We start from the raw sequence: 20702 nt of genomic DNA, 5'->3' as shown, positions 1-20702 counted from the left end.
AAAAATATGAAGCCCCGAAAAAGTTCCGTAAATCGTAGTACAAAAGAAACCACAGTATCTGTATCTATTAATTTAGATGGAACCGGAAAAACTACTATTCACACTGGGATTAGCTTTCTTGATCATTTGATTACGGCCTTTGGAAAACATGGAATGATGGATCTTAAGGTTAATGCAAAATCAAATGACAAAATCGAGCACCACTTGATTGAAGATACTGCAATTACCATGGGTTTGGCTATTGACAAAGCCTTGGGTACAAGGAGTGGAATTACTAGATTTAGCTATGCATCAGTACCGATGGATGAGTCACTAGCTGAGACTTCAATTGATCTAGTAAAAAGACCATTTTGGAAACTCGTACTATCAGTTAAACGAAACACAATTGAAGGTATCTCAAAAGAGGATTTAGAACACTTTTTCCAATCACTCCTTCAAAATCTAAACATCTGTGTTCACCTTACTGTAAAGTATGGTGATAATGATCATCACAAAGTGGAAGCTGCCATCAAATCATTGGCAGTTGCATTCAGAGAAGCTTCTTCATATGACAAAAAACAAAAAGGTATTCCAAGCACTAAAGGTTCAATGTAGATGGTCAATCTAGCAATATTTGATTACGGAGCTGGAAATATTTTCAGTCTGAAAAATTCACTTGAAAAAGCAGGAGCTACAGTAGATGTTATCACAAATTTTGACAAGCCCAATATTTACTCTGGATTATTACTTCCAGGGGTAGGAAATTTTGATCCTGCAATAAAAAGCATATCTAAATCAAAAACAAATTTTCATGAGTATGTCAAGGATAATACTCCTGTTTTAGGAATTTGTCTTGGCATGGAAATGTTTTTTGAAAAAAGTGAAGAAGGAAACGAGAAAGGATTAGGTGTAATTGAAGGAGATGTAATAGTACTTCCACAATCTATGAAAGTTCCTCATATGGGATGGAACAATTTGGAAATTAAAAAATCTGGAAAAATTCTTGAAGGAGTAAAAAATGAATCTTGGGTTTATTTTGTACACTCGTATAGAGTAAACCCAATTAATTGTGATGCTATTACTGCAGAATCTGATTATGGAATTAAGGTACCTGCAGTTATTGAACAAGATAATTTTTTTGGGACACAGTTTCATCCAGAAAAATCTGGTAATGTAGGAAAAATTATGATTCAAAATTTTTTAAATGTGTGTAAAAAATGAAAGTTATTCCTGCAATTGATCTAATGAATGGCCAAGTAGTACGACTCTACAAAGGCGATCCTAAACAGAAAACCGTATACAGTGACAATCCTGTAGAAGTAGCAAAAAAATGGGAAGCAAACGGAGCTGATATGCTTCATTTGGTAGACCTTGATGCAACACTTGGTATTGGTTCAAATCTGCCAATAATTAAGAAGATTCTTGATCAGATTTCAATTCCAATTCAAGTTGCTGGCGGATTACGAGATGAATCTACTATTACTGACGTCTCAAAAATTTGTCACAGAATTGTTTTAGGTACATTGGCCTTCAAAGATAAATCAATACTGCAAAAATTATTGGTAAATTTGGGTTCTAAAAAAATTGTGATTTCCGTTGATCATCTTGATGGTGAAATAGTGACACATGGATGGCAAAACCAAACAAAAATAAAATTAATTGATGCTATGAAAGAATTTTTATCTATTGGGTTCTCTGAATTTTTACTAACAAATATTAGTAAAGATGGAACACTTGAAGGTCCTGATTTAGAATTTTTATCTCAAGCATGTCAATTAAATAATGCACATGTAATTGCAAGCGGTGGAATCTCAAATATTAAGGACGTTCAAAATGTAAAACAACAAAATGCTTTTGGTGTAATTCTAGGTAAAGCACTTTATGAGAATAAAATATCAATTCAAGAGGCAAAACAAATAGTATGACTTTAACAAAAAGAATCATTCCCTGTCTTGATGTAAAAAATGGACGAGTTGTAAAAGGCCTTCATTTCGAATCTATCAAAGATGCTGGAGATCCTGTTGAACTAGCTGAAAAATATAGTAATGAGGGTGCTGATGAATTAGTTTTTTTAGATATTACTGCATCTGACGAACAAAGAAAAACAATCAAGGATTTGGTAAGAAAAGTTGCTTCTGTAATTGACATTCCATTTACAGTTGGAGGTGGGGTAAAATCATTAGAGGATGCAAGAAATATTTTACTAAATGGTGCCGATAAAGTTGGCATAAACACTGGTGCAATAAAAAATCCTAATGTTATTTCTGAACTAATGAAACTATTTGGACGACAGTGTGTTGTAGTTGCAATCGATGCTAAAAGAAACTATGATCTTAAAAAAGATAAGAATATTTTTTCCGAAAATGGAAAAAAATTCTGGTTTGAAGTCTTCATTTATGGTGGAAAAGAAGCAACTAGTATTGATGTTGTTGAATGGGCAAAAAAAGTAGAAAAACTGGGTGCAGGAGAAATACTTCTAACTAGTATTGATAAGGATGGAACCAAAGACGGCTATGATCTCGTTCTAACTAGGGAGATTGTAAACTCTGTATCTATCCCAATAATAGCCTCTGGTGGATGTGGTAAGCCTGATGATATGGTAAATGTATTCAAGGAATCAAACGCTGATGCTGCATTAGCGGCTTCAATATTTCATTATCAAACACATGGTGTAAATGGTGTAAAAAAATATCTCAAAGACAAACAAATTCCTGTAAGATTATAAACAATACTTTGTGATTTTAAATGATGAAAAAATCTATTGAAGATATTGATTTCACAAAAAGTGATGGGTTAATTCCAGTCATTGTTCAGGATGCAAATACAAAAGATGTACTGACATTAGCTTACTCAAATAAAGAATCATTGGAACTAACTAAAAAAACTGGTAACTCTTGGTTTTGGAGTCGTTCTAGAAATAAACTCTGGATGAAAGGTGAAGAATCTGGCAATACACAAAAAGTCAAAGAAATTCTTGTCGATTGTGATTCTGATGCAGTAATCTATCTTGTAGAACCATCAGGACCAGCATGTCATACTGGTGAGAAAGTTTGTTTTCACACCAGATTAGAAAAATAATTTAGCATACAGGTTCTATGTTTGTTCCTGGAACAACTTCATCTGTAATTTCAAAATATAGATTTGGATAGTCTGTTCCTCTAAAAACTACTGCCCATTTTCCCATCAAGTCATCTATTGAACATATTTCTCTGGTTTTTGAAATTTGTGGTTCTACATAATAGTTGAACACATCTTTTTTCATACCATCAAATGGTATTGTCATGTATACGGAATAATGTGTATCGTTTAATGGTCTCATAAATACAATCTGTCCTTTTTCATTTCCAGTTATTCCTCCAATTACTAGGAAAATTTTTTCACCTATAGCATACTTGCTTCGGTCAATCTGAAATGGTCCAGAAGTTATCCATTCTCTTGGTTTAGGTGAATATTCATTTTCTAAATTGATTTTTTCTACATCGTCTATCTTTTCTTCAATCTCTGGAGTTTCAGTTTCTGCAATAACTTCTTTATCTAATGTATCTTCAACTTCTATTGAATCTGATTTTAATTCAGAATCCAAACTTATAGCTAAAATAATTATTGCAACACTTACACCAAGTATACCTCCTATAATTAGTCCTTTTTTCATGGTTTTTCCTTTCTAAAAATATCTAAAAACCTTCCTCATAATTGTTAATTCATTCATCTTTTTTGCAAATCTTCAAAACTTTACTAAATTTTTAAAATATGATTGTGTTTTCATTATATTTTTTACTCAGTAAAGTTAAGTATTGCTTAACTTGATATTAGGATTTTTTATGTATGGTTTCAAAGGAGAAACTGATCTTGGCTAGAACATCACTGCAGTGCAGAGAATGCAAAAAACAGTACGATACTGCTTTCAAGTATATCTGTGATGACTGCTTTGGACCACTAGATGTAAAATATGACTTTCCTGCAGTCACAAAAAATACCTTTACAAATCGTGAGCATAACTATTGGAGATATTTTGAATTACTACCAATAGAAAACAAATCTAACATTATTAGTATTGGTGCAGGAATGACACCACTTATCAAAGCTGACAATCTTGGAAAAAAATTAGGACTAAACAATCTATACATCAAAAATGACTCTGTAAATCCGACATTTTCATTTAAAGACAGACCTGCAGGAGTTGCAATATCAAAAGCAAAGGAGTTTGGACTATCAGCTGTTGGATGTGCATCTACTGGCAATTTGGCATCTGCAACTGCAGCACATGCAGCAAAAGCTGGGTTACCATGCCATGTATTTGCACCAAGTAATATTGAGATGGCAAAAATTGCACAGGCATTATCTTATGGAGCAAATTACATTGCTGTAGATGGAACATATGATGATGCAAATAGAATAGCTGCACAAATTGGTGACAGTAAAGGAATAGGAATTGTAAATATTAACATGCGCTCTCATTATGTAGAAGGCTCTAAAACACTTGCATACGAAGTTGCAGAACAACTTGACTGGCAAGTTCCTGATCAACTCATAGTTCCAGTAGGAAGTGGTGCAATGCTAAATGCTATCTGCAAAGGATTTGAAGAATTGCAGATAGTTTCATTGTTAAATAATGTATCAAACATGCACATGATAGCAGCACAGCCACATGGGTGTGCACCTATCGTTGATGCATTTAAGAAAAACAATAAAGAAGTAATTCCCGTAGAGAATCCTGACACTATTGCAAAGAGTTTGGCAATAGGTGATCCTGGAGATGGTAGATATGTTTTGAAACGATTAGTCCAGTACAATGGATTTGCAGAAGAATGTAACAACAAGGAAATTTTAGATGCAATATTGCTTTTGGCAAGGACAGAAGGAATCTTTACAGAACCTGCAGGTGGTGTATCTGTTGCCGTACTTCAAAAGATGATTGAACAGGGAAAAATCGACAAAAACGATTCTATAGTGTGTTATGTCACTGGAAACGGACTAAAGGCAACTGAGGCAATAATGGAAGTTTTACAAAAACCAAAAGTGATGAAGACAAACATTGCAGAAATATCGGCGGTAGTAAACTAGAATGGCAAATATCACATTTACAATTCCATCGGTGCTAAATTATGGTGGTGGAGAGAAAAAAACAGATATTTCAGCTGACTCCATTACTGACGCATTTGTAAAGATATCTGAAATTATGGGTGATGACTTTAAGAGACGAGTTTTGGAAAGTGATGGAACTCCGCGTTCTTTGATTAATATTTACATTAATGGAAAAAATGCAAAATTCTCTGATGGGATGAATACCACACTAAATAACGGAGATGAGGTGTATATTCTGCCTGCAGTGGCTGGAGGTTCTGACGAGTTGTCTGCAAAAGAGCTTGATAGATTTTCAAGACAAGTGATGCTAGAAGACATTGGTTACACTGGACAGCTGAAATTAAAAAATTCCAAAGTATGTGTTGTAGGTGTTGGTGGGTTGGGAAATCCAATCACATCAAGACTAGCTGCAATGGGTGTTGGTACTTTGAGAATTGTTGATAGGGATGTAATAGAATTATCTAATTTACATAGGCAAACAATGTTTGATGAATCAGACGTTGGCCAAGTAAAAGTGGAAGTTGCAGCAAAGAAATTACAGAAACTAAATCCTGATTGCAAGATAGAAGCATTAGCTGTTTCAGTAAATGATTACACTGCACTTGAAGTTGTAGAGGGTTGTGATGTTGTAATTGATGCACTTGACAGTGTCAATGCAAGATATGCTCTAAATAATGCATGTGTAAAATTTGGAATTCCTTTTGTTACTGGTGCTGCAGTCGGAGTATCGGGTCAAGCATTTACAATTTTACCAAAAGAATCCGCATGTTACTATTGCATGTTTCCTGAGCTAAACGAAGATGCAATGCCGACTTGCAGTATTGATGGAGTTCATCCGTCAATACTTTCCATTGTTGGAGGAGTTGAAGTATCAGAAGCTGTAAAAATCATTATTGGAAAAAAGCCAAGCCTGTCACAAAGAATTCTTCACATTGATTTAGAACATCTTGATTTTACAAGTACCAAAACATTTCGAGCTGAGGAATGTCCTGTATGTGGAACTGGAAAAAAAGAAGAAACAGTAAAGGAAGAATTTATCTTAGAAGAACTATGTGGAAGAAATCGTGGAAAGCGAACATACTCCATTACTCCTACTGATATATTTAATATCGATACTACTATAGTTTCTAACATCGCAAAAAAACAAGGATTTATAGTAGAAAATCTTGGAGATTTGGGAATATCATTGCGGACAAATGATCTCTCCGTAAGTTTTATGAAAAAAGGTTCAGCAGTAATTGTTGGATCAAAAGACGAAGATGATGCCGTATCATTATACAAAAGTCTACTTGGTAGGGAATTAAGTGCAAAAACTAGCCTATAAAAATTTCATAAATTATACTAAAAAAATACAAAATACATCGATCATATTATGGAAAGAAATCAAAAGTGTAATTTTTATATCTAAAATATATGATATTTTTATAAAATCATATAACATGATAAAAAAATCTTAAAAAATTGTCTAATTGTGGACAATTCGTCCATTAGCCTTATATACAAATTTTAAAGAGAAAAACCAATAACATGAATAACGAAATAGGACGAAAAATAACTAGTCTTACATTAATGACAATTATGTTAGCCGGTGGTTTGACATTTGCTGCTCCATCTATGATGCCAGTAGCACATGCAGCCAACGCTAACCTATTTGTTTCCGCAGAAAACTCGCAGTTCAATAACTACATGTCAGGACCTCAAGTAATTGAGGTCGTGGTAATAGATTCTGATATCAATGATACTGATGAGGCAAAAGGTGAACCAGACGTTACCGTAAACGGCAAGAAACTTAGAATGGTTCAAGCAGTAGACGGTAACTGGTATGGTTACTTTGCAGATAAGACAATGGCAACAACAGCAGACCAAACAGTTGTGGGTAAAACCACAGGTGAAGGTCTTGACTTTGGTACATTCTGTAGTTCAGCTACATTACTTGATCCATCTAACCTAAACGTAACCGTCTCCGAGACCGTAGGTATCGCAGTCGGTGCAGGTGTTACAGGTGGTACACAAGGTACAACATCTCCATTTACAGCATGCACAACTTTCACTGCTGGTGACACTCAAAATGTCATCCGTGAACAAAAGGCAGCTAATGGATTTCCAACATCAGCAAGAGTTGGACAAATTGGTATCGATGCAGATGTATGGCCATTTATACAACTCTATACTCTAACTACAGGTGGAAACGTTGTAATTCAATATAACAAAGGTGGTGGTGTTCAAACAACAACACTTACTTTTGATACCGTTGACCAATTTTCCGGTGTATCTTTAGATAGAACAACTTATCCGCAAAAAGCCCAAGTTCATGCAACGATTACAGATCTATGGTTAAACATTGATCCAACTGATGAAGACTCCTGGACATTTGGTGCAAATAGTACAAACTCTGAAAAGGGTACGTACTACCAAGTATTCAATGAAAATGGAGGTTCAGATGGTGATCAAGAAGCACTTGGTGTAATTAACATTGACTCAGCCTTAGGTAACCTCATGTGTGAGGATAACTGTAGACTGTTAGTTAATGTTAACAAACAAGGTGCTACTAACCCAGTATTAACTCTCCAAGATAACGGTGATACCGTATTATTACTTAACGGAACAGATGCAAATCTTGCATCTAAATTCCAAGTAAATAATACAGACTCCACAAACGCTGGTGGTCCAGGTCACACATTCTTAGGTATTAATACAGTACCAGTAACAATTACTGAACAAGGACCAAACAGTGGTATATTTGGTACATATGATGAATCAGATAACTCTGTTCTAAAAATAACCAGCAATGCAGCAAGGGGAACCTCTGCAACTGTTGATTATAATGCGTCCCCAGTAACAGTTCTTGTAGGATTTGGCTTTGCAACCGTCGATATACAACCAACAGATGCTGAATGGACCTCTGGTGAAGAGATTCCAGTAGTCATCGTTGACAATGATGCTAACAAAAATAGCCGAGCTGATGAAGATCTAGACTTGTTTGATACTAATGTAACATTGATTCCAGCACTTCAAACTGGTGATCCATTTACATTGGGTGAAGCAGGTTTAACAGCACCAAAAGCTATTTGGGGAACATGGCAATCATTCAACGGTACTTCCGCAAATACGACAACAACATTAAATGTCCCAGCAACAGGAATTGCAACAACTATAAGTGTTGACAAGTTTAGTGAAAGAGCAATCCTCACTCAAACAGGTTCTGGTACATCTAATGGACTTGTTATCGATTTGCGAACAACGATTGATGAACTTAGAAATTCAATTAGAAATCCAATTGGAGGTACTTTCCATGGTTTCAACTTCCTTAACTTAGATCTTAGGAGTTTGAATACTACAGGTACATTCGATGTTTATCTATTGAACAGTACAGGTAACATAATCAACACAGCAACTAATAATATTACAACTACTGCGCACGTTAGCAGTTTATTGATTGCAGATAACGTCAACCCACAAAGCTTGACATTACTCAATTCAACCGCTACTAACGCTCAACTATTCGATAGTACTACTGGAACTAACCAAGTCGGTTTATTGATAGTAAGTAGTGTAACAGGAGGTATAACAACAACACAAACAACTGATGCTATTGTAGTAGATTTCTTCTCCTTTGGATACTTGAATGATGGATTAGCAGCTGGAGACAGAGTAGCTAACCAGATTGTAAGAATCGAAGCAGAAGAAACAGGCGATAATACATCTACCTTTGCAGGTAGTTTGGAATTTGTCATGATTAATCAGCTAAACATACTTGACGTAAACACCTACTCAGATCTAACTCCAATTGCCGATGATCCAAACTTCATCGTCATTGAAGATCTAACTGATGAAGACTCACCTAGAGTCAACTATAACGACTTAGGTGCAGATGGTGTTACAACTCAAGTCGCTGATCAACAAGCAGCTCCAAGTCACTCAGGTGTTGTGTCTTTCAATGCAGAATCATACAAGAATGCTGACACAGTTATAATTACACTACAAGACTTAGATCTTAACGTCGATTCTGACTTAGTGGATATCTATACTACAATTTCCGCAGGAGGTAGCTTACGTGATGTTGTTGGAAGCAACTCTACATCAACTATACTATCTACTGGCGATGATCTTGGTAGATTATTAGATGTCACTTTTGATGATCAAAAATGGACAACACCAACAGTTAGTGCATGCGCAACAGCATTATCTAACGCAGGTGTAACAGATACAGGATTAGCTGCAACTGGATTTACTCTGGTTGAAACTGGACCTGAAACTGGTATATTTGTAGGTGATTTCCAAATCCCAGGAGCATGGTGTAGATCAGGTTCAACTACAACTGAATCTGTCACCGGTCTCGATATTGAAGTCAACTATGTTGACTTTAGAGATGCATCTGGTGAAGTCATTGAAGTAGGTGACGGTGCAGGCGTTCGCGCTAACACTGGATCCGTCAGTCTCGATCGAACCGTTTACCCAGTACCATTTGGTGTCCCAGACAACTTTAGTACTGATACTGATACAACCCCAGATGGAAGATCCTTATTCCCAATCCATCAAACTGGAATGAATACAGCTGGAACAGCACGTTCTGGTTCAGGACTTCAATCTGGTGAGTTTATTGGTAGCGGAGATCTAACAATTCACGTCAGAGTTAATGATCCAGACTTCAATACATCCGCAAGTGGTGAAGACATTATAGGAACCAACAGCACAGCCGGTAACGGACCTGTTAAGATCTCTGTATTAAGAGGTTCTTCAGCAGTCGTACTCGGTTTTGCTGGTGGTCCAGCAGCATTAGCAGGTACAATTGATACCAATAATGTTAATCTTAAAGATGTCAGACAATTTGGTCCAATGGGCGAAATTGCACCAGATGCAGGAATATTTGAATCTGATATAGTCATTAGATATACCGATGGTCCAGCAAGTACTGTTTGTCCAAGCACAACAAGTGTATGGACTAACCTTGATGGTTCAGGTACTGCCGAAACAGACAGATTTGATGTTGCCGCAACTACTGGTGATTACTGTATCTTACAAGGAGATATTCTCCAAGTAGAATACACTGATCCAGCTGATGCATCAGGTGATATCAATACTGTAACTGATTCTGCTACCTTTGACCTAAGAAACGGTGTATTACAATCTGACAAATCAGTGTATATTATTGGATCCGACATGATCTTGACCCTCATTGAGCCAGACTTCGATTTGGACAATGACCAGGCTGAGACATATGACTTGGACTTAATTGAATGGGACTCTGATGCCGCAACCGTTACCATGGGTGACGCTGACGGACAAGGAGCCAACTTCGACCCAGAACCATCTAACTTTAGAGAAACAGGTGACAGCACTGGAATCTTCCAGATTGTCGTCGAAATTCCTTCAGAATTAGATGGTGACAAACTAGAAAGAGGAGAAGAAATTGTCCTCGAGTACAGCGATTGGGGTCCATCCGGATCTGACTACGTAGGTGACGAAGACGAAGATGTCAACTTGACACTCTTTACTTCAAACTTCGGAGCAACTGTAGAGCTTGACCAAAAAGTTTACACATGGACTGATAAAGTATACATTACTATTGTAGCCCCAGATCACAACTTCGATAGCAACCTAGTCGATGAGATTGGTGACACTAATGAAGACCCAATAAAGGTCTCAACTAGAGGTAACAAACTCAACAACTACAAACTAGTCGAAACTGGTACTGACACAGGCATTTTCACTGGTGAGGTAATTCTTACCGGCTTTACACATAATGCTGATGGCGATACCACAACTGGTACAAATGGTAATGATGTAACAACCACTTCTCCTTCTGGCACTGGTCCAACAGATGGACTGTTGCCAGCTGATGATGATGACGGCATAACTATCTCCTTTGAATTCTCAGAGGATGAGACTATTGTCGGCTCAGCATTAATCAGATGGAATATTGGTGAGGTTCAGTGGCTTGAAGCAAGCTACCCAGCAAGCGGTACAGGTGTTGTAAGAGTAATTGATCCAGATATGAACTTAAACCCAGAAGCAGTTGATAATTTCAACGCTGACGTGTGGTCTGACTCCGATGCCGGAGGTATTGATCTAACTGTAACTGAGACTAATGAGGCAACCGGAATATTCGAAGGTACTGTGTTCTTCACAACTACTGACGAATCATCTGGTCACAGACTCAGAGTCGCAGAAGGTGACACTGTCACTGCAGAATATTCAGACAATACATTGCCTAATCCATACACAACAGCAGATGAACTTGATATTACTGCCACTTCGCTAATCGGTACGGTTGTACCACCTCTTGAGAGAGCACCAGCTGCTAACTTGAGAGTTGTTGACGCATTCGGTAACAGCTTAAGCACTGTTAACGTTGATCAACAGGTGCAAATAACTGCCGACCTAGCAAATGGTCAGGATAGAGAGCAAGCATTTGCCTACTTGGTACAGATTCAGGATGGTAACGGTGTTACAGTCTCACTAGCATGGATTACAGGTTCATTATCCGCTGGTCAATCATTCAGCCCTGCTTTATCATGGATCCCAACTGACGCTGGCACTTATACTGCCACTGCATTTGTCTGGGAATCTGTTGATAATCCAACGGCATTATCACCACCAGTAACTACGACAATAATCGTACAGTAAGAAACTAGTTCACATTTTCCTTTTTTTCTTTTTTTTGAATCAACACTTAACGTAAGTTATAGATCATTTTTCCAGAAGCAATATCTAGGAGATATTATTCAATTATTTTAAATTGAAATCACAAATTTTGTTATTGTCTTTTATTTTATTATTAATTATTCCTGTCAATGAAGCATTTTCAGAATTAGAAATATCTACTACCAGCCAAGTTTATTCCGAAGGACAACCTCTTTTTGTATATGGAAAAGGTCAGCCCGATGAAACCTTGATAATTAGATTATTTTCACCAGATGATACTATTGTAGGATTTGATCAATTAACTACTACTGATGATGGTTCTTTTAATCATGTATTACTAATATGGCCAAAACCAACTTCTAGCTTTCCATTTGGTACATATACTATAGAAGTAATTAGTACTGAGCAAAATGGAATCTCTCAAAAACTAGATGTAAAATTTACGTCTACAACAGATCTGATGGAAATACCAATAGAACGACATGTACTCACATCTGTGTTTGCTCCGGAGACCGCAGCAATTAACAATCCATTTAGAATATTTGTACAAACTACAAGTGATGGTTTGTTAATTGGTGATGATCCAAAAGAATTACTTCAAACAACTCACATTCACTTACCTTCAGGAAAGGTAGAAACAATATCTAATGCGTTTTCAACACTTCATCAGGGATTATACTATCTAGATTATACTCCAAAAGAAGAAGGAACATATGTTTTTCACGTGGTATCTTTTAATCAAGGAACAATATCTCACGCTTCTGTTGCAACTAATGTTCTAAGCCAGGATTTGGGTGGAATCTCAAATCAAATAATAGAACTAAATTCAGTTTTAAAAGAAACATCAGATGAATTAGACACACTAAAATCAGAAATTGAAAGATTTGGTTCTACTTTGGAAGATGCTAGTACAAATATTGATGCAAGCGTAACTTCGGTATCAAATTCTGTGTTTAACATTGAAGAAGCATCATCTCAACTAAACTCTTTATTTTTCCCAATTGTGGCATCAATTGGAATCATTGTGGCGCTTCAAATTGCAATACTTGCCAGAAGAAGATAGTTATAATAATGCAAGAAAGGAAAAATTTATCATAATGCCCAAAGTGGCGATTCTTTTTTGTATTCTTCTTGTTTCAGGAATGTTTGTAAATTCTTATGCATATGTAGGTGGAGACATACCTCTTGAAAATAAGATAACATCAAACAATTCTGTTTTATTTGATTCTGATATCATAAAAATAAATTCAGATTTTTTTAAACAAAATAATTTTAAGCGGTACATTATTTTTGGAACAGACTCTGACTCTAATTTTTTAAAAAATAACTCTCTTTATGGGATTGAATCTGGTGGAGGATTTTTTTATGTTGCAGTACTTCCAGAAAATTCCATTTCAAATTTCATTTCTAAAGGATATACTGTGATAGAAGATTTCAAACTAGACTTTCATTCAGATATATCCATTCTTGATGCATCAAGAATTGGAGAAATAACTGGTTCTACTTTGGCACAAACAAAATACAACGTAAATGGACAGGGAATTAAAATAGGAATAGTAGATACAGGTGTTGATTTTTCAAATCTTGATATACGAAGTTCTTTAGCTAGAGACAAAAACAATCATCCCATAATGCTTGATGCAGATGGTCAAGGAATAATTCTTACAAATTCCACTTTTTTTGCATTCATTGATAAAGATGGAATCATTCGAAACAACACAAAACCACTTCCAGAAGAAATGACTTCATCTGTTTATCAAACAAGAGATGGAATTTTTTTAAACATCTCTCAAAATGGTAAAGGAACAAAAATTCCAATTTACAACTCTTTTTTTCCTCAATCTGGAAATGCTCCTATCTTTGAAGGAATATTAGATACTGATATGAAAATTGGTAATGATAATAGAAATTACATCAAATCAAAAAGTGGAATTTACCATTTTGGAGTGATGTATCAGGGAGGTTTAGAAGGACCATTAGCAAGAATACAAGTAGTACCTATACTCGTAGTTGATTCTAATACAGCTGGAGTTTACGATACTATAATTCCCGATATGAGTACGTCTTGGGAAGATTATACTAGATTTGATTTAAAATCAGGAGAGAGACCAAAATATGATTTTGATTTTACTGATGAAAAACCTATAATTTTAGGAAGTGGAAATGAATTTCTCGTTTATGATTCAAATGGTGATGGTAAAGCAGATTATAGTGCAGGAACAGTTGGCGCTCAAGTACTAGATGTTTATGGTGTAATTCAAAACAAAACGTCAGATATTGATAAAACACTAAATGCAATTAACGGTACTTTATTGCCTGCATTTGATTCTAAAGGAATGTTTTTTGGAGTGATGACAGATTTTGCAGGACATGGAACATCAAGTGCTTCTTCTATTACATCAAAAGGTAATCAGACATATGACATTTACAACAATACCAGTAAATTTACTATCACAGGTGTTGCACCAGGTGCAAAAATTGTACCTGTAAAATCATTGTGGGTAGGTGATACTGTTTATGCATGGTTGTGGTTATCGGGTTTTGACAGTAATGATCATAGTTGGAATTTTACTGGAAAACCAAGAGTGGATATAATTTCAAACAGCTGGGGCATCTCAAATTTTCCATCATTTAATTCTGCACCTGGAATGGATATTCTTTCTATAATACTTAGCATACTTGCTACCCCTCATTCACTTGATGATAATTATCCAGGAATAACAATTGTATCTAGTGCTGGAAATTCTGGACATGGATATGGAACAATTGGAATGCCAAACTCATCTCCATTTGGAATTACAGTAGGGGCTACTACAAATAATGTCTATGTTGGATATGGTCCGTTTAAGGATCAACCTAGATTTGGTAATGGCACTTTTCACTTTAATGATGTAGTAGATTTTTCAAGTAGGGGCCCTGGAATCATTGGTGATCCAAAACCTGACTTGATGAGTATTGGTGCTCATGGTTTTACTCCGTCTAATGTTATTAAAACAAAAAAAGATTCAAAGGATGAATCTTTTTCATTATTTGGGGGAACTAGTATGGCAGCACCTCTGGTTTCTGGAAGTGCAGCACTTTTAATGGAGGGACTAAACAAACAATCAAAAGATTATGATTCATTTACAATTAAAAATATTCTAATGTCTACTGCAAAAGATCTTCAAAATGATCCATTCACTCAAGGATCTGGACTAGTAGATGCAAGTGTTGCATTAAGTTTTGTAAACGGTGAAGATGGAAAATTTATTGTTTACAATGATGTATCATACAATAATATCAAAGAAATTTTAAAATCCCCACTTGAAACAATTAACTCTACATCCCTTGGATTTGAGAAATTTGAATTTCCAACAAAGACCATGCCTATGACAAGTTGGTTTGCAGGCCAATTACATCCTGGTGAATCTACTAAGACAACTTTTACAATTGAAAACCCAACTGATAATCCAATTCAAATATCAATCAAACCAACTACAATATCTTTGATCAAAAATACTCTATATGATGGAACAACTAAAGTACAACAAAAAGATCCTATGCTAAACAAATCAGATGCATTTATTCCAAATTACATCAAACTATCTGATGTCAAAAACCCTAAAGAGTTAGGCGAGTTTTTTGATAACAATTCAATTCCAGCTGAATCATCATTGATGATATTGAATCTTAATTTTCCATTTGATAATTTTATGAATAAAACTGATGTTCTTTATGCTAATGACATGAAAATTTCTTCATTATATCTTTATGATTGGATTGATAAAAACAATGACACTAATGTATCTAGCAATGAATTGTTAATGGTTAGCAGAGCTGGATCATGGGGAACAGTTCAAGAACTTAGAATCTCTGAACCAAATGAAAAATTCAAAGGAATCCCACTAGTCGGTGTGTATCCAACTCCAACTAGATACTCTTACTATCTCGGTGACACAAAACAAAATTCAACTTCAATGGAATACACATTATCTGCAAGCTATTATCAAAAAGATAAATGGTCTGTAATCTGGCCAGAGTTTGAGACAATTACTGTACCTGCAAACGATGTTGCAAAATTAAATGTCTCTTTAATTGCACAAAATGATTTTCAATCTGGTAACTATCAGGGATTCATATCATTTGAAGGAAAAAATCATACTGTAAATACTCCAGTATCATTTGTTGTTAAGGAACCAATTAATCAAAAAGATTCACTTGTATTAATTGATGGAAAGCAAAGTAATGATATTCTTTATGGTAATGGTTATGTCAAGGGCGCATTTGATATGGCAAATAGATACATGGCAGGTGATTGGAGACAATATTATTTTGATGTAGTTGATGACTCGATAAATTCTGCAGCAATAGAATTATCTTGGAAATCTGATGACACAAACTTGTCAGTATTTGTTGTTGATCCTAAAGGAAAAATAATTCAATCTAATATGCCATCAGGAGTATTTGGCCATTTTCTTGGATGGCCTTCACTTGATTGGTTAGGTAATTCTGTTTTTAGTCAAGGTGGTGGATTCTATCCAGTAAAAAACAAAGATAATAATTCTACTGTACTTTATGTCCCAATAAATCAAACAGGAACATATTCTCTTTTAGCTCATACTACATTGTTTGGTGGAGATGAAACTACAGAATCAATTACACTCGCAGCTAAATTTTCAAACATTTCTTCAAAAAATCAGCCATTACAAACTCAATTAAATAACACAGAAATTATGTCAACTTTTAAAAACGAAACTAATTCTGAAATTATTGATCAAACCATCACAAATAATTCTCAAACCATCACAAATGATTCTCAAATAATAATAAATGATAATAATGATAATTCGTCTTTTAATATTGGATTATCTATTGGCATTGGAGTTGGGATTGCGATCGGAATTGTTCTATTTTTGATTCTTAGACAAAAACAAACAAATTATTGAATAAGGTTTATAAGCAATTTGGCGAGTACGACAGCTTGAATGTCTGAGCAGGGGACAAAAAAGTCTGGCGGATTATCTCGAAGGGATTTTCTAAAGTTAATGGGGGCTGCAGGCACTGGGTTGGCTTTTGCTCCTTTTGTTCCATTTGGAAATTTCATGCCAAATCCTTCACAGGCAACTCTCGAAAAAGTTAAAGTCATTTTACCTGATGGCACTCAAGCAAACGTCAAAACATTTCCCATTAATCATTCTGAAGTAATTACATATCCTAGTACTGGTGATCCAGCACTTGATGCAGAAGCATTTAGAAAATGGCAATTCATTAGATTGCCGCAAGAACTTGGCGGGGATAAACAAAACGTTTCATCTTTTCGAGCATACAGCATGGTGTGTCTTCATCTTTGGTGTTTATGGAAATACTGGCCTGAAGAAGGACGAAAGAGAGGAGAATGTCCTTGTCATGGAAGTATGTATGATCCTACAACAGGAACAGCATTTGCTGGACCTGCATCATTACAAGCTGCACCATCTAATACATTAGCACAATTAAATTTTGAATCTGATGCAGATGGCTTTTTATGGGTTTTACCACCAACATGGGGTGTGAATGATAATGGAGTAATTGGATATGGCCGTTTCGCTTCATAGACGTACTGGGGCAGTTGCCTTTTTTTACTGGCTCTGGGATGGACTAGACAGAACAATTTTTACTGCAATTAAATTTTCATTTCCTGCTAGATTTGTAAGTCCATTTGGGTTCTTGGGAATGCTTACATTTGTTGTGTTTGTAATTCTTGGAATTTCTGGTGCACTTCTAATGTTTTACTACCAACCAATGTTGGATAGAGCTTGGGATAGTGTCCAGTTTATCAATGATGAAGTACCATTTGGTTTTCACATTAGAAATATTCACTATCATGGTTCCAATGCCATGGTTCTTTTAGCAATTTTACACATGTATTACCAATACTTTAGTGGAAGATACAAAATTAGAAATGAAATCTTATGGGCAACTGGTGTAATTCTTGGAACCGTTACAATTCTAGAAGCATTTACTGGCTACGATGTAATATTTAGTGAAAGAGCAGAACTTGCAATTAGCATAGCGGCATCTCTTACCACTTCAATTCCGATAGCCGGACCGACAATTCGTGATGCAATGTTTGGTAGTGGATTTTCAGACTTTGTGTTACGATTCTATGCACAACACGTGTTTCTCTTGCCTCTTGTAATGCTTGGATTGATGGCTGTACACTTTCCAAGGTTTCTTGTGTTTGATGTACCAATGGTTATGGCAATAGGTGGTGCAATTCTGGTAACTGGTGGTGTGTTTCCAATTGATATGGGATTCAAGTTTGAACCGACAGTTCCACCTGGGATCACTGTACCTGAATGGTATCTGACAGGACTCTATGCATTTTTGAGAACTCAATATGACAAGTTTGTAACAGGTGTCTTATGGCCTGGACTTTTTATTGCATCATTTTTACTGATCCCATTTATTGATAGATATAAAAAATTCTCTTGGAAAGATCGTCCAATAATCACTGCATTTGGTATTACTGGAATAGCTCAAATAATGGTCACAACATATTGGGGATTCTATATTCCATCTGATACTACCATTCCACTTGTGCAACGATTGGTAATTGATCCAGTCTTTCTATATACAGTAATGATATTGCTAGTTCCACTAGGATTTGGATTCTCATATATGATGATCAAGCTTGCAAAAGAATCTGAAAGAAAAGCCAAACTTGCAAAAGACAAGGGTCCAAAGAAAGTGGCAACAATTAATCTCTCACAAAAATGGATTAATTGGCTAATTGTTGCACTGTTGGCATTTCAAGTATTTCTAAACATTGCAGCATATAATGCAGCCTTGACAGGAATGAAAAATATCTCGTTATTCTTCATAGGAATTATCTTGATAGTCTTTGCTGGGTTCTTCCATCTTTACAGATATGGATTAAACCAAGCAAAGAACGCACCTCCACCCCCACCTGTACCTATACATGAAGAAAAACCACAGGAACTACCACAATCAGTTCCAACTAGTGGAAAACTTCCAGAAGAAAAATCATTAGATGATAGTAAGAAAGAAACAAAAGAACTTGCTCCACAAATTACACCGCCAAAAGTTCAAGCTGATTTGGGAGTTGGTACTAATACAATTCCAGATTTTGGTTCTTCAGATCTAAAAAAACCCTAGTCTTTCAAAATTCTAAAAAAGCTTTATAAGAACTCTAAAGACCTACAAAAATCGTTGAGTGCAACATCAAGTCATGCATATGGCATTGGAGTTATGGCAATAATCATTGGCGCATCTGTAGGGGTAGTATTTTATACATCATTTTATCTTCCAGAATCTTTAATGAAGCCTTCTGTTGATGAGCATATCTTACATCCTGTAAAAGAAACTATTATTGAAATCATTGAAGGTTCTGCTAGCTCTGCTCAACAAGATAATTTTGTACCAAAATTAGTTAACATTCAATTGGGAATTGACAATCAAGTTATTTGGAAAAATGTTGATACAACTGCACATACTGTAACTCCAGATCATAGAACTGAAGACTCTTACAGTGGCGTTTTTGGTTCACAAGGTGTTATAAAACCTGGATATGACTATGAGTTTCTTTTCACAGAAGATGCAATAATAGAATATCATTGTGAACCACATCCATGGATGAAAGGTAAATTGGAAATTACAAAACAAAGATTCTAGATAGAATATTTTGCAAATATTATTTTACTTTCAATTTCTTTATGTTGTTCAATAATTGACGCTCTGAATTTTACCTCATGTGCTTTTTTTGGTTCAAATTCTATTATTGCAGTAAAGTCTGCTTTATTATCAGGCATAACATCTTTGCTGATGAATAATCGTGCAACATTTTGCGATATTTTTTTTCCATTATATGACTTGTAGATAATATGTTCATTTGAATCTAAAATTTGTGTATTAATTACTACTCCGTCATATCTGCCTGGATATGATACAACAATTGCCCCCTTTATCTCGGACTTTGGATGGATCTCTTTAGGATTCAACTCAAATTCAATATCTTTCACGTAAACAAACTATTCGGGTCTGCATAAATAATTTTGTTAAAACGGGCCGGAAGGGCTTCGATCCCTTGACCACTGGATTAGAAGTCCAGCACTCTATCCAAGCTGAGCTACCAGCCCAAGAATCTAAAAATTAATTGTCATTTTAAGGGTTTACAACCATTTTTTCTGGTAATTCTCTCTTTCCATTTTAAACAAAAACTGTTGTGCATATCCAGCATATGGCCCAAAATAATTTACAATTTTTTCATGTAATATATTATATTGTTTTTCTGTAATTGATTTTGTCTCAATTTCAAATTTTTCTAAATAATATTTTTTTAAAATTCTAATCATCCAAGTGTCTAATGGGAATGCTTCTGTCTTTTCAAGTGAAAATAACAAAACACAATCTGCAACTTTATTTCCAATTCCAAATACAGTTAGAATTGTCTCTTTTGCATCATGATAATTTAATTTTTTAAGATGTTCAAAATCTATTTCGTTTGATTCTACCATTTTTGCTGCATCAATAATGAATTTTGCTCTATATCCCACACCACAACTTTGAATTTCTTGAATAGATGCATTTGCTATTTTGATTGGTTCTGGAAAACCATAAAATTCTTGGTTATCAAATTTAATCTTTGTACCAAATTTTATAGAAATTTTTTCTAGACTTGATTTAATTTTCTGAATATTGGAATTTGAAGAAACAATAAATGATATAAAACACTGAAATGGATCTTGTCTGATCAATCTTAATCCGAGATATTTTTTTACAGCAATTTTTGTTGTTTTGTCTTTTGAAATTGATTTAATTATTTTTTCAATGTTGTCATTACTTCTAAAAAAATCATATTTTTTATTACTATATGATATGACATTTCCTGAATTATTTATTTTTAAAATATCTTGACCATTAACACCATACCAAAAATCATCTTGTTTTTTCCAAAGAAAAACCTGTCCACTATTTATTGTATTTTCTATGTTAATTGTACTATAATCTATCAT

16 protein-coding genes and 1 tRNA gene are annotated in these 20702 nt (G+C 35.1%); 13 read left to right on the top strand and 4 right to left on the bottom strand.

Annotated elements, in window-relative coordinates:
• Window positions 1–6: 6 nt before the first annotated feature.
• From MY1_RS07820 to hisI, 5 genes are read left to right on the top strand one after another with little or no spacing between them, the layout of a single operon-like run.
• Window positions 7–594, top strand: a complete 588-nt coding sequence (locus tag MY1_RS07820; RefSeq protein WP_048110049.1) for an imidazoleglycerol-phosphate dehydratase — start codon at window positions 7–9, stop codon at window positions 592–594.
• A complete protein-coding gene (gene hisH, locus MY1_RS07815) occupies window positions 595–1200 on the top strand; it encodes an imidazole glycerol phosphate synthase subunit HisH (protein ID WP_007551406.1) in 606 nt (201 codons plus the stop codon). It begins immediately after the preceding gene.
• Complete coding sequence (gene hisA, locus MY1_RS07810; protein ID WP_007551404.1) at window positions 1197–1904, top strand: 1-(5-phosphoribosyl)-5-[(5-phosphoribosylamino)methylideneamino]imidazole-4-carboxamide isomerase; 708 nt, start codon at window positions 1197–1199, stop codon at window positions 1902–1904. Before hisH ends, hisA begins: the two co-directional genes overlap by 4 nt.
• The gene (hisF, locus tag MY1_RS07805) at window positions 1901–2704 is read left to right on the top strand and encodes an imidazole glycerol phosphate synthase subunit HisF (RefSeq protein WP_007551403.1); all 804 of its coding nucleotides are present in this window, start codon (window positions 1901–1903) and stop codon (window positions 2702–2704) included. Before hisA ends, hisF begins: the two co-directional genes overlap by 4 nt.
• Window positions 2705–2727: 23 nt before the next feature.
• Complete coding sequence (gene hisI / locus MY1_RS07800; RefSeq protein ID WP_048110533.1) at window positions 2728–3057, top strand: phosphoribosyl-AMP cyclohydrolase; 330 nt, start codon at window positions 2728–2730, stop codon at window positions 3055–3057.
• A gap of 1 nt (window position 3058) precedes the next feature.
• Here the strand turns inward: hisI and MY1_RS07795 are convergent, their stop codons facing one another.
• Complete coding sequence (locus MY1_RS07795) at window positions 3059–3631, bottom strand: hypothetical protein (protein WP_007551401.1); 573 nt, start codon at window positions 3629–3631, stop codon at window positions 3059–3061.
• A gap of 197 nt (window positions 3632–3828) precedes the next feature.
• Here MY1_RS07795 and MY1_RS07790 point away from each other — a divergent pair, with 197 nt between their 5' ends.
• The 8 genes from MY1_RS07790 (at window position 3829) to MY1_RS07755 (ending at window position 19362) form a co-directional block, all read left to right on the top strand.
• Window positions 3829–5043 carry a threonine synthase gene (locus MY1_RS07790; RefSeq protein ID WP_048110528.1) on the top strand — a complete coding sequence of 405 codons (1215 nt, stop codon included), beginning with the start codon at window positions 3829–3831 and terminating at the stop codon, window positions 5041–5043.
• Between the two features lies 1 nt (window position 5044).
• The gene (locus tag MY1_RS07785) at window positions 5045–6388 is read left to right on the top strand and encodes a ThiF family adenylyltransferase (protein WP_007551399.1); all 1344 of its coding nucleotides are present in this window, start codon (window positions 5045–5047) and stop codon (window positions 6386–6388) included.
• Window positions 6389–6591: 203 nt separating this feature from the next.
• Window positions 6592–11691 (top strand): beta strand repeat-containing protein, encoded by a 5100-nt coding sequence (locus MY1_RS07780; RefSeq protein WP_048110047.1) that lies wholly within the window; start codon window positions 6592–6594, stop codon window positions 11689–11691.
• Between the two features lie 112 nt (window positions 11692–11803).
• Window positions 11804–12772 (top strand): hypothetical protein, encoded by a 969-nt coding sequence (locus MY1_RS07775; protein WP_007551396.1) that lies wholly within the window; start codon window positions 11804–11806, stop codon window positions 12770–12772.
• A 34-nt stretch (window positions 12773–12806) separates the two neighbouring features.
• Window positions 12807–16634 carry a S8 family serine peptidase gene (locus MY1_RS07770; RefSeq protein ID WP_192805796.1) on the top strand — a complete coding sequence of 1276 codons (3828 nt, stop codon included), beginning with the start codon at window positions 12807–12809 and terminating at the stop codon, window positions 16632–16634.
• Window positions 16635–16673: 39 nt separating this feature from the next.
• Entirely contained in the window at window positions 16674–17282 is a 609-nt protein-coding gene (locus MY1_RS07765; protein ID WP_007551394.1) for a ubiquinol-cytochrome c reductase iron-sulfur subunit, read from the top strand.
• Window positions 17263–18846, top strand: coding sequence for a cytochrome b (locus tag MY1_RS07760; RefSeq protein ID WP_007551393.1), 1584 nt, complete (start codon window positions 17263–17265; stop codon window positions 18844–18846). The genes MY1_RS07765 and MY1_RS07760 overlap by 20 nt, the downstream gene beginning before the upstream one ends.
• Before the next feature lie 54 nt (window positions 18847–18900).
• Entirely contained in the window at window positions 18901–19362 is a 462-nt protein-coding gene (locus tag MY1_RS07755) for a cupredoxin domain-containing protein (protein WP_007551392.1), read from the top strand.
• On the opposite strand, the gene MY1_RS07750 is transcribed toward MY1_RS07755, so the two are convergent.
• The 3 genes from MY1_RS07750 to MY1_RS07740 all read right to left on the bottom strand — a co-directional run bounded on the left by MY1_RS07750 (window position 19359) and on the right by MY1_RS07740 (window position 20702).
• The gene (locus MY1_RS07750; RefSeq protein WP_007551391.1) at window positions 19359–19709 is read right to left on the bottom strand and encodes a hypothetical protein; all 351 of its coding nucleotides are present in this window, start codon (window positions 19707–19709) and stop codon (window positions 19359–19361) included. The two genes, MY1_RS07755 and MY1_RS07750, sit on opposite strands and share 4 nt — an antisense overlap.
• A 42-nt stretch (window positions 19710–19751) precedes the next feature.
• Window positions 19752–19826, bottom strand: a tRNA-Arg gene (locus MY1_RS07745).
• A gap of 33 nt (window positions 19827–19859) precedes the next feature.
• Complete coding sequence (locus tag MY1_RS07740; RefSeq protein WP_007551390.1) at window positions 19860–20702, bottom strand: DNA-3-methyladenine glycosylase 2; 843 nt, start codon at window positions 20700–20702, stop codon at window positions 19860–19862.

Source organism: Nitrosarchaeum koreense MY1 (assembly GCF_000220175.1).
Lineage (GTDB): Archaea > Thermoproteota > Nitrososphaeria > Nitrososphaerales > Nitrosopumilaceae > Nitrosarchaeum > Nitrosarchaeum koreense.
Note: the sequence above shows the minus strand (reverse complement) of the source record. Positions and strands in the feature narration are given on the sequence as shown.

Coding starts and splice junctions, on each gene's coding strand:
- MY1_RS07820 (WP_048110049.1), top strand. CDS start 7: ATGAAGCCCCGAAAAAGTTCCGTAAATCGTAGTACAAAAGAAACCACA.
- hisH (WP_007551406.1), top strand. CDS start 595: ATGGTCAATCTAGCAATATTTGATTACGGAGCTGGAAATATTTTCAGT.
- hisA (WP_007551404.1), top strand. CDS start 1,197: ATGAAAGTTATTCCTGCAATTGATCTAATGAATGGCCAAGTAGTACGA.
- hisF (WP_007551403.1), top strand. CDS start 1,901: ATGACTTTAACAAAAAGAATCATTCCCTGTCTTGATGTAAAAAATGGA.
- hisI (WP_048110533.1), top strand. CDS start 2,728: ATGAAAAAATCTATTGAAGATATTGATTTCACAAAAAGTGATGGGTTA.
- MY1_RS07795 (WP_007551401.1), bottom strand. CDS start 3,631: ATGAAAAAAGGACTAATTATAGGAGGTATACTTGGTGTAAGTGTTGCA.
- MY1_RS07785 (WP_007551399.1), top strand. CDS start 5,045: ATGGCAAATATCACATTTACAATTCCATCGGTGCTAAATTATGGTGGT.
- MY1_RS07780 (WP_048110047.1), top strand. CDS start 6,592: ATGAATAACGAAATAGGACGAAAAATAACTAGTCTTACATTAATGACA.
- MY1_RS07770 (WP_192805796.1), top strand. CDS start 12,807: ATGCCCAAAGTGGCGATTCTTTTTTGTATTCTTCTTGTTTCAGGAATG.
- MY1_RS07765 (WP_007551394.1), top strand. CDS start 16,674: ATGTCTGAGCAGGGGACAAAAAAGTCTGGCGGATTATCTCGAAGGGAT.
- MY1_RS07760 (WP_007551393.1), top strand. CDS start 17,263: ATGGCCGTTTCGCTTCATAGACGTACTGGGGCAGTTGCCTTTTTTTAC.
- MY1_RS07740 (WP_007551390.1), bottom strand. CDS start 20,702: ATGATAGATTATAGTACAATTAACATAGAAAATACAATAAATAGTGGA.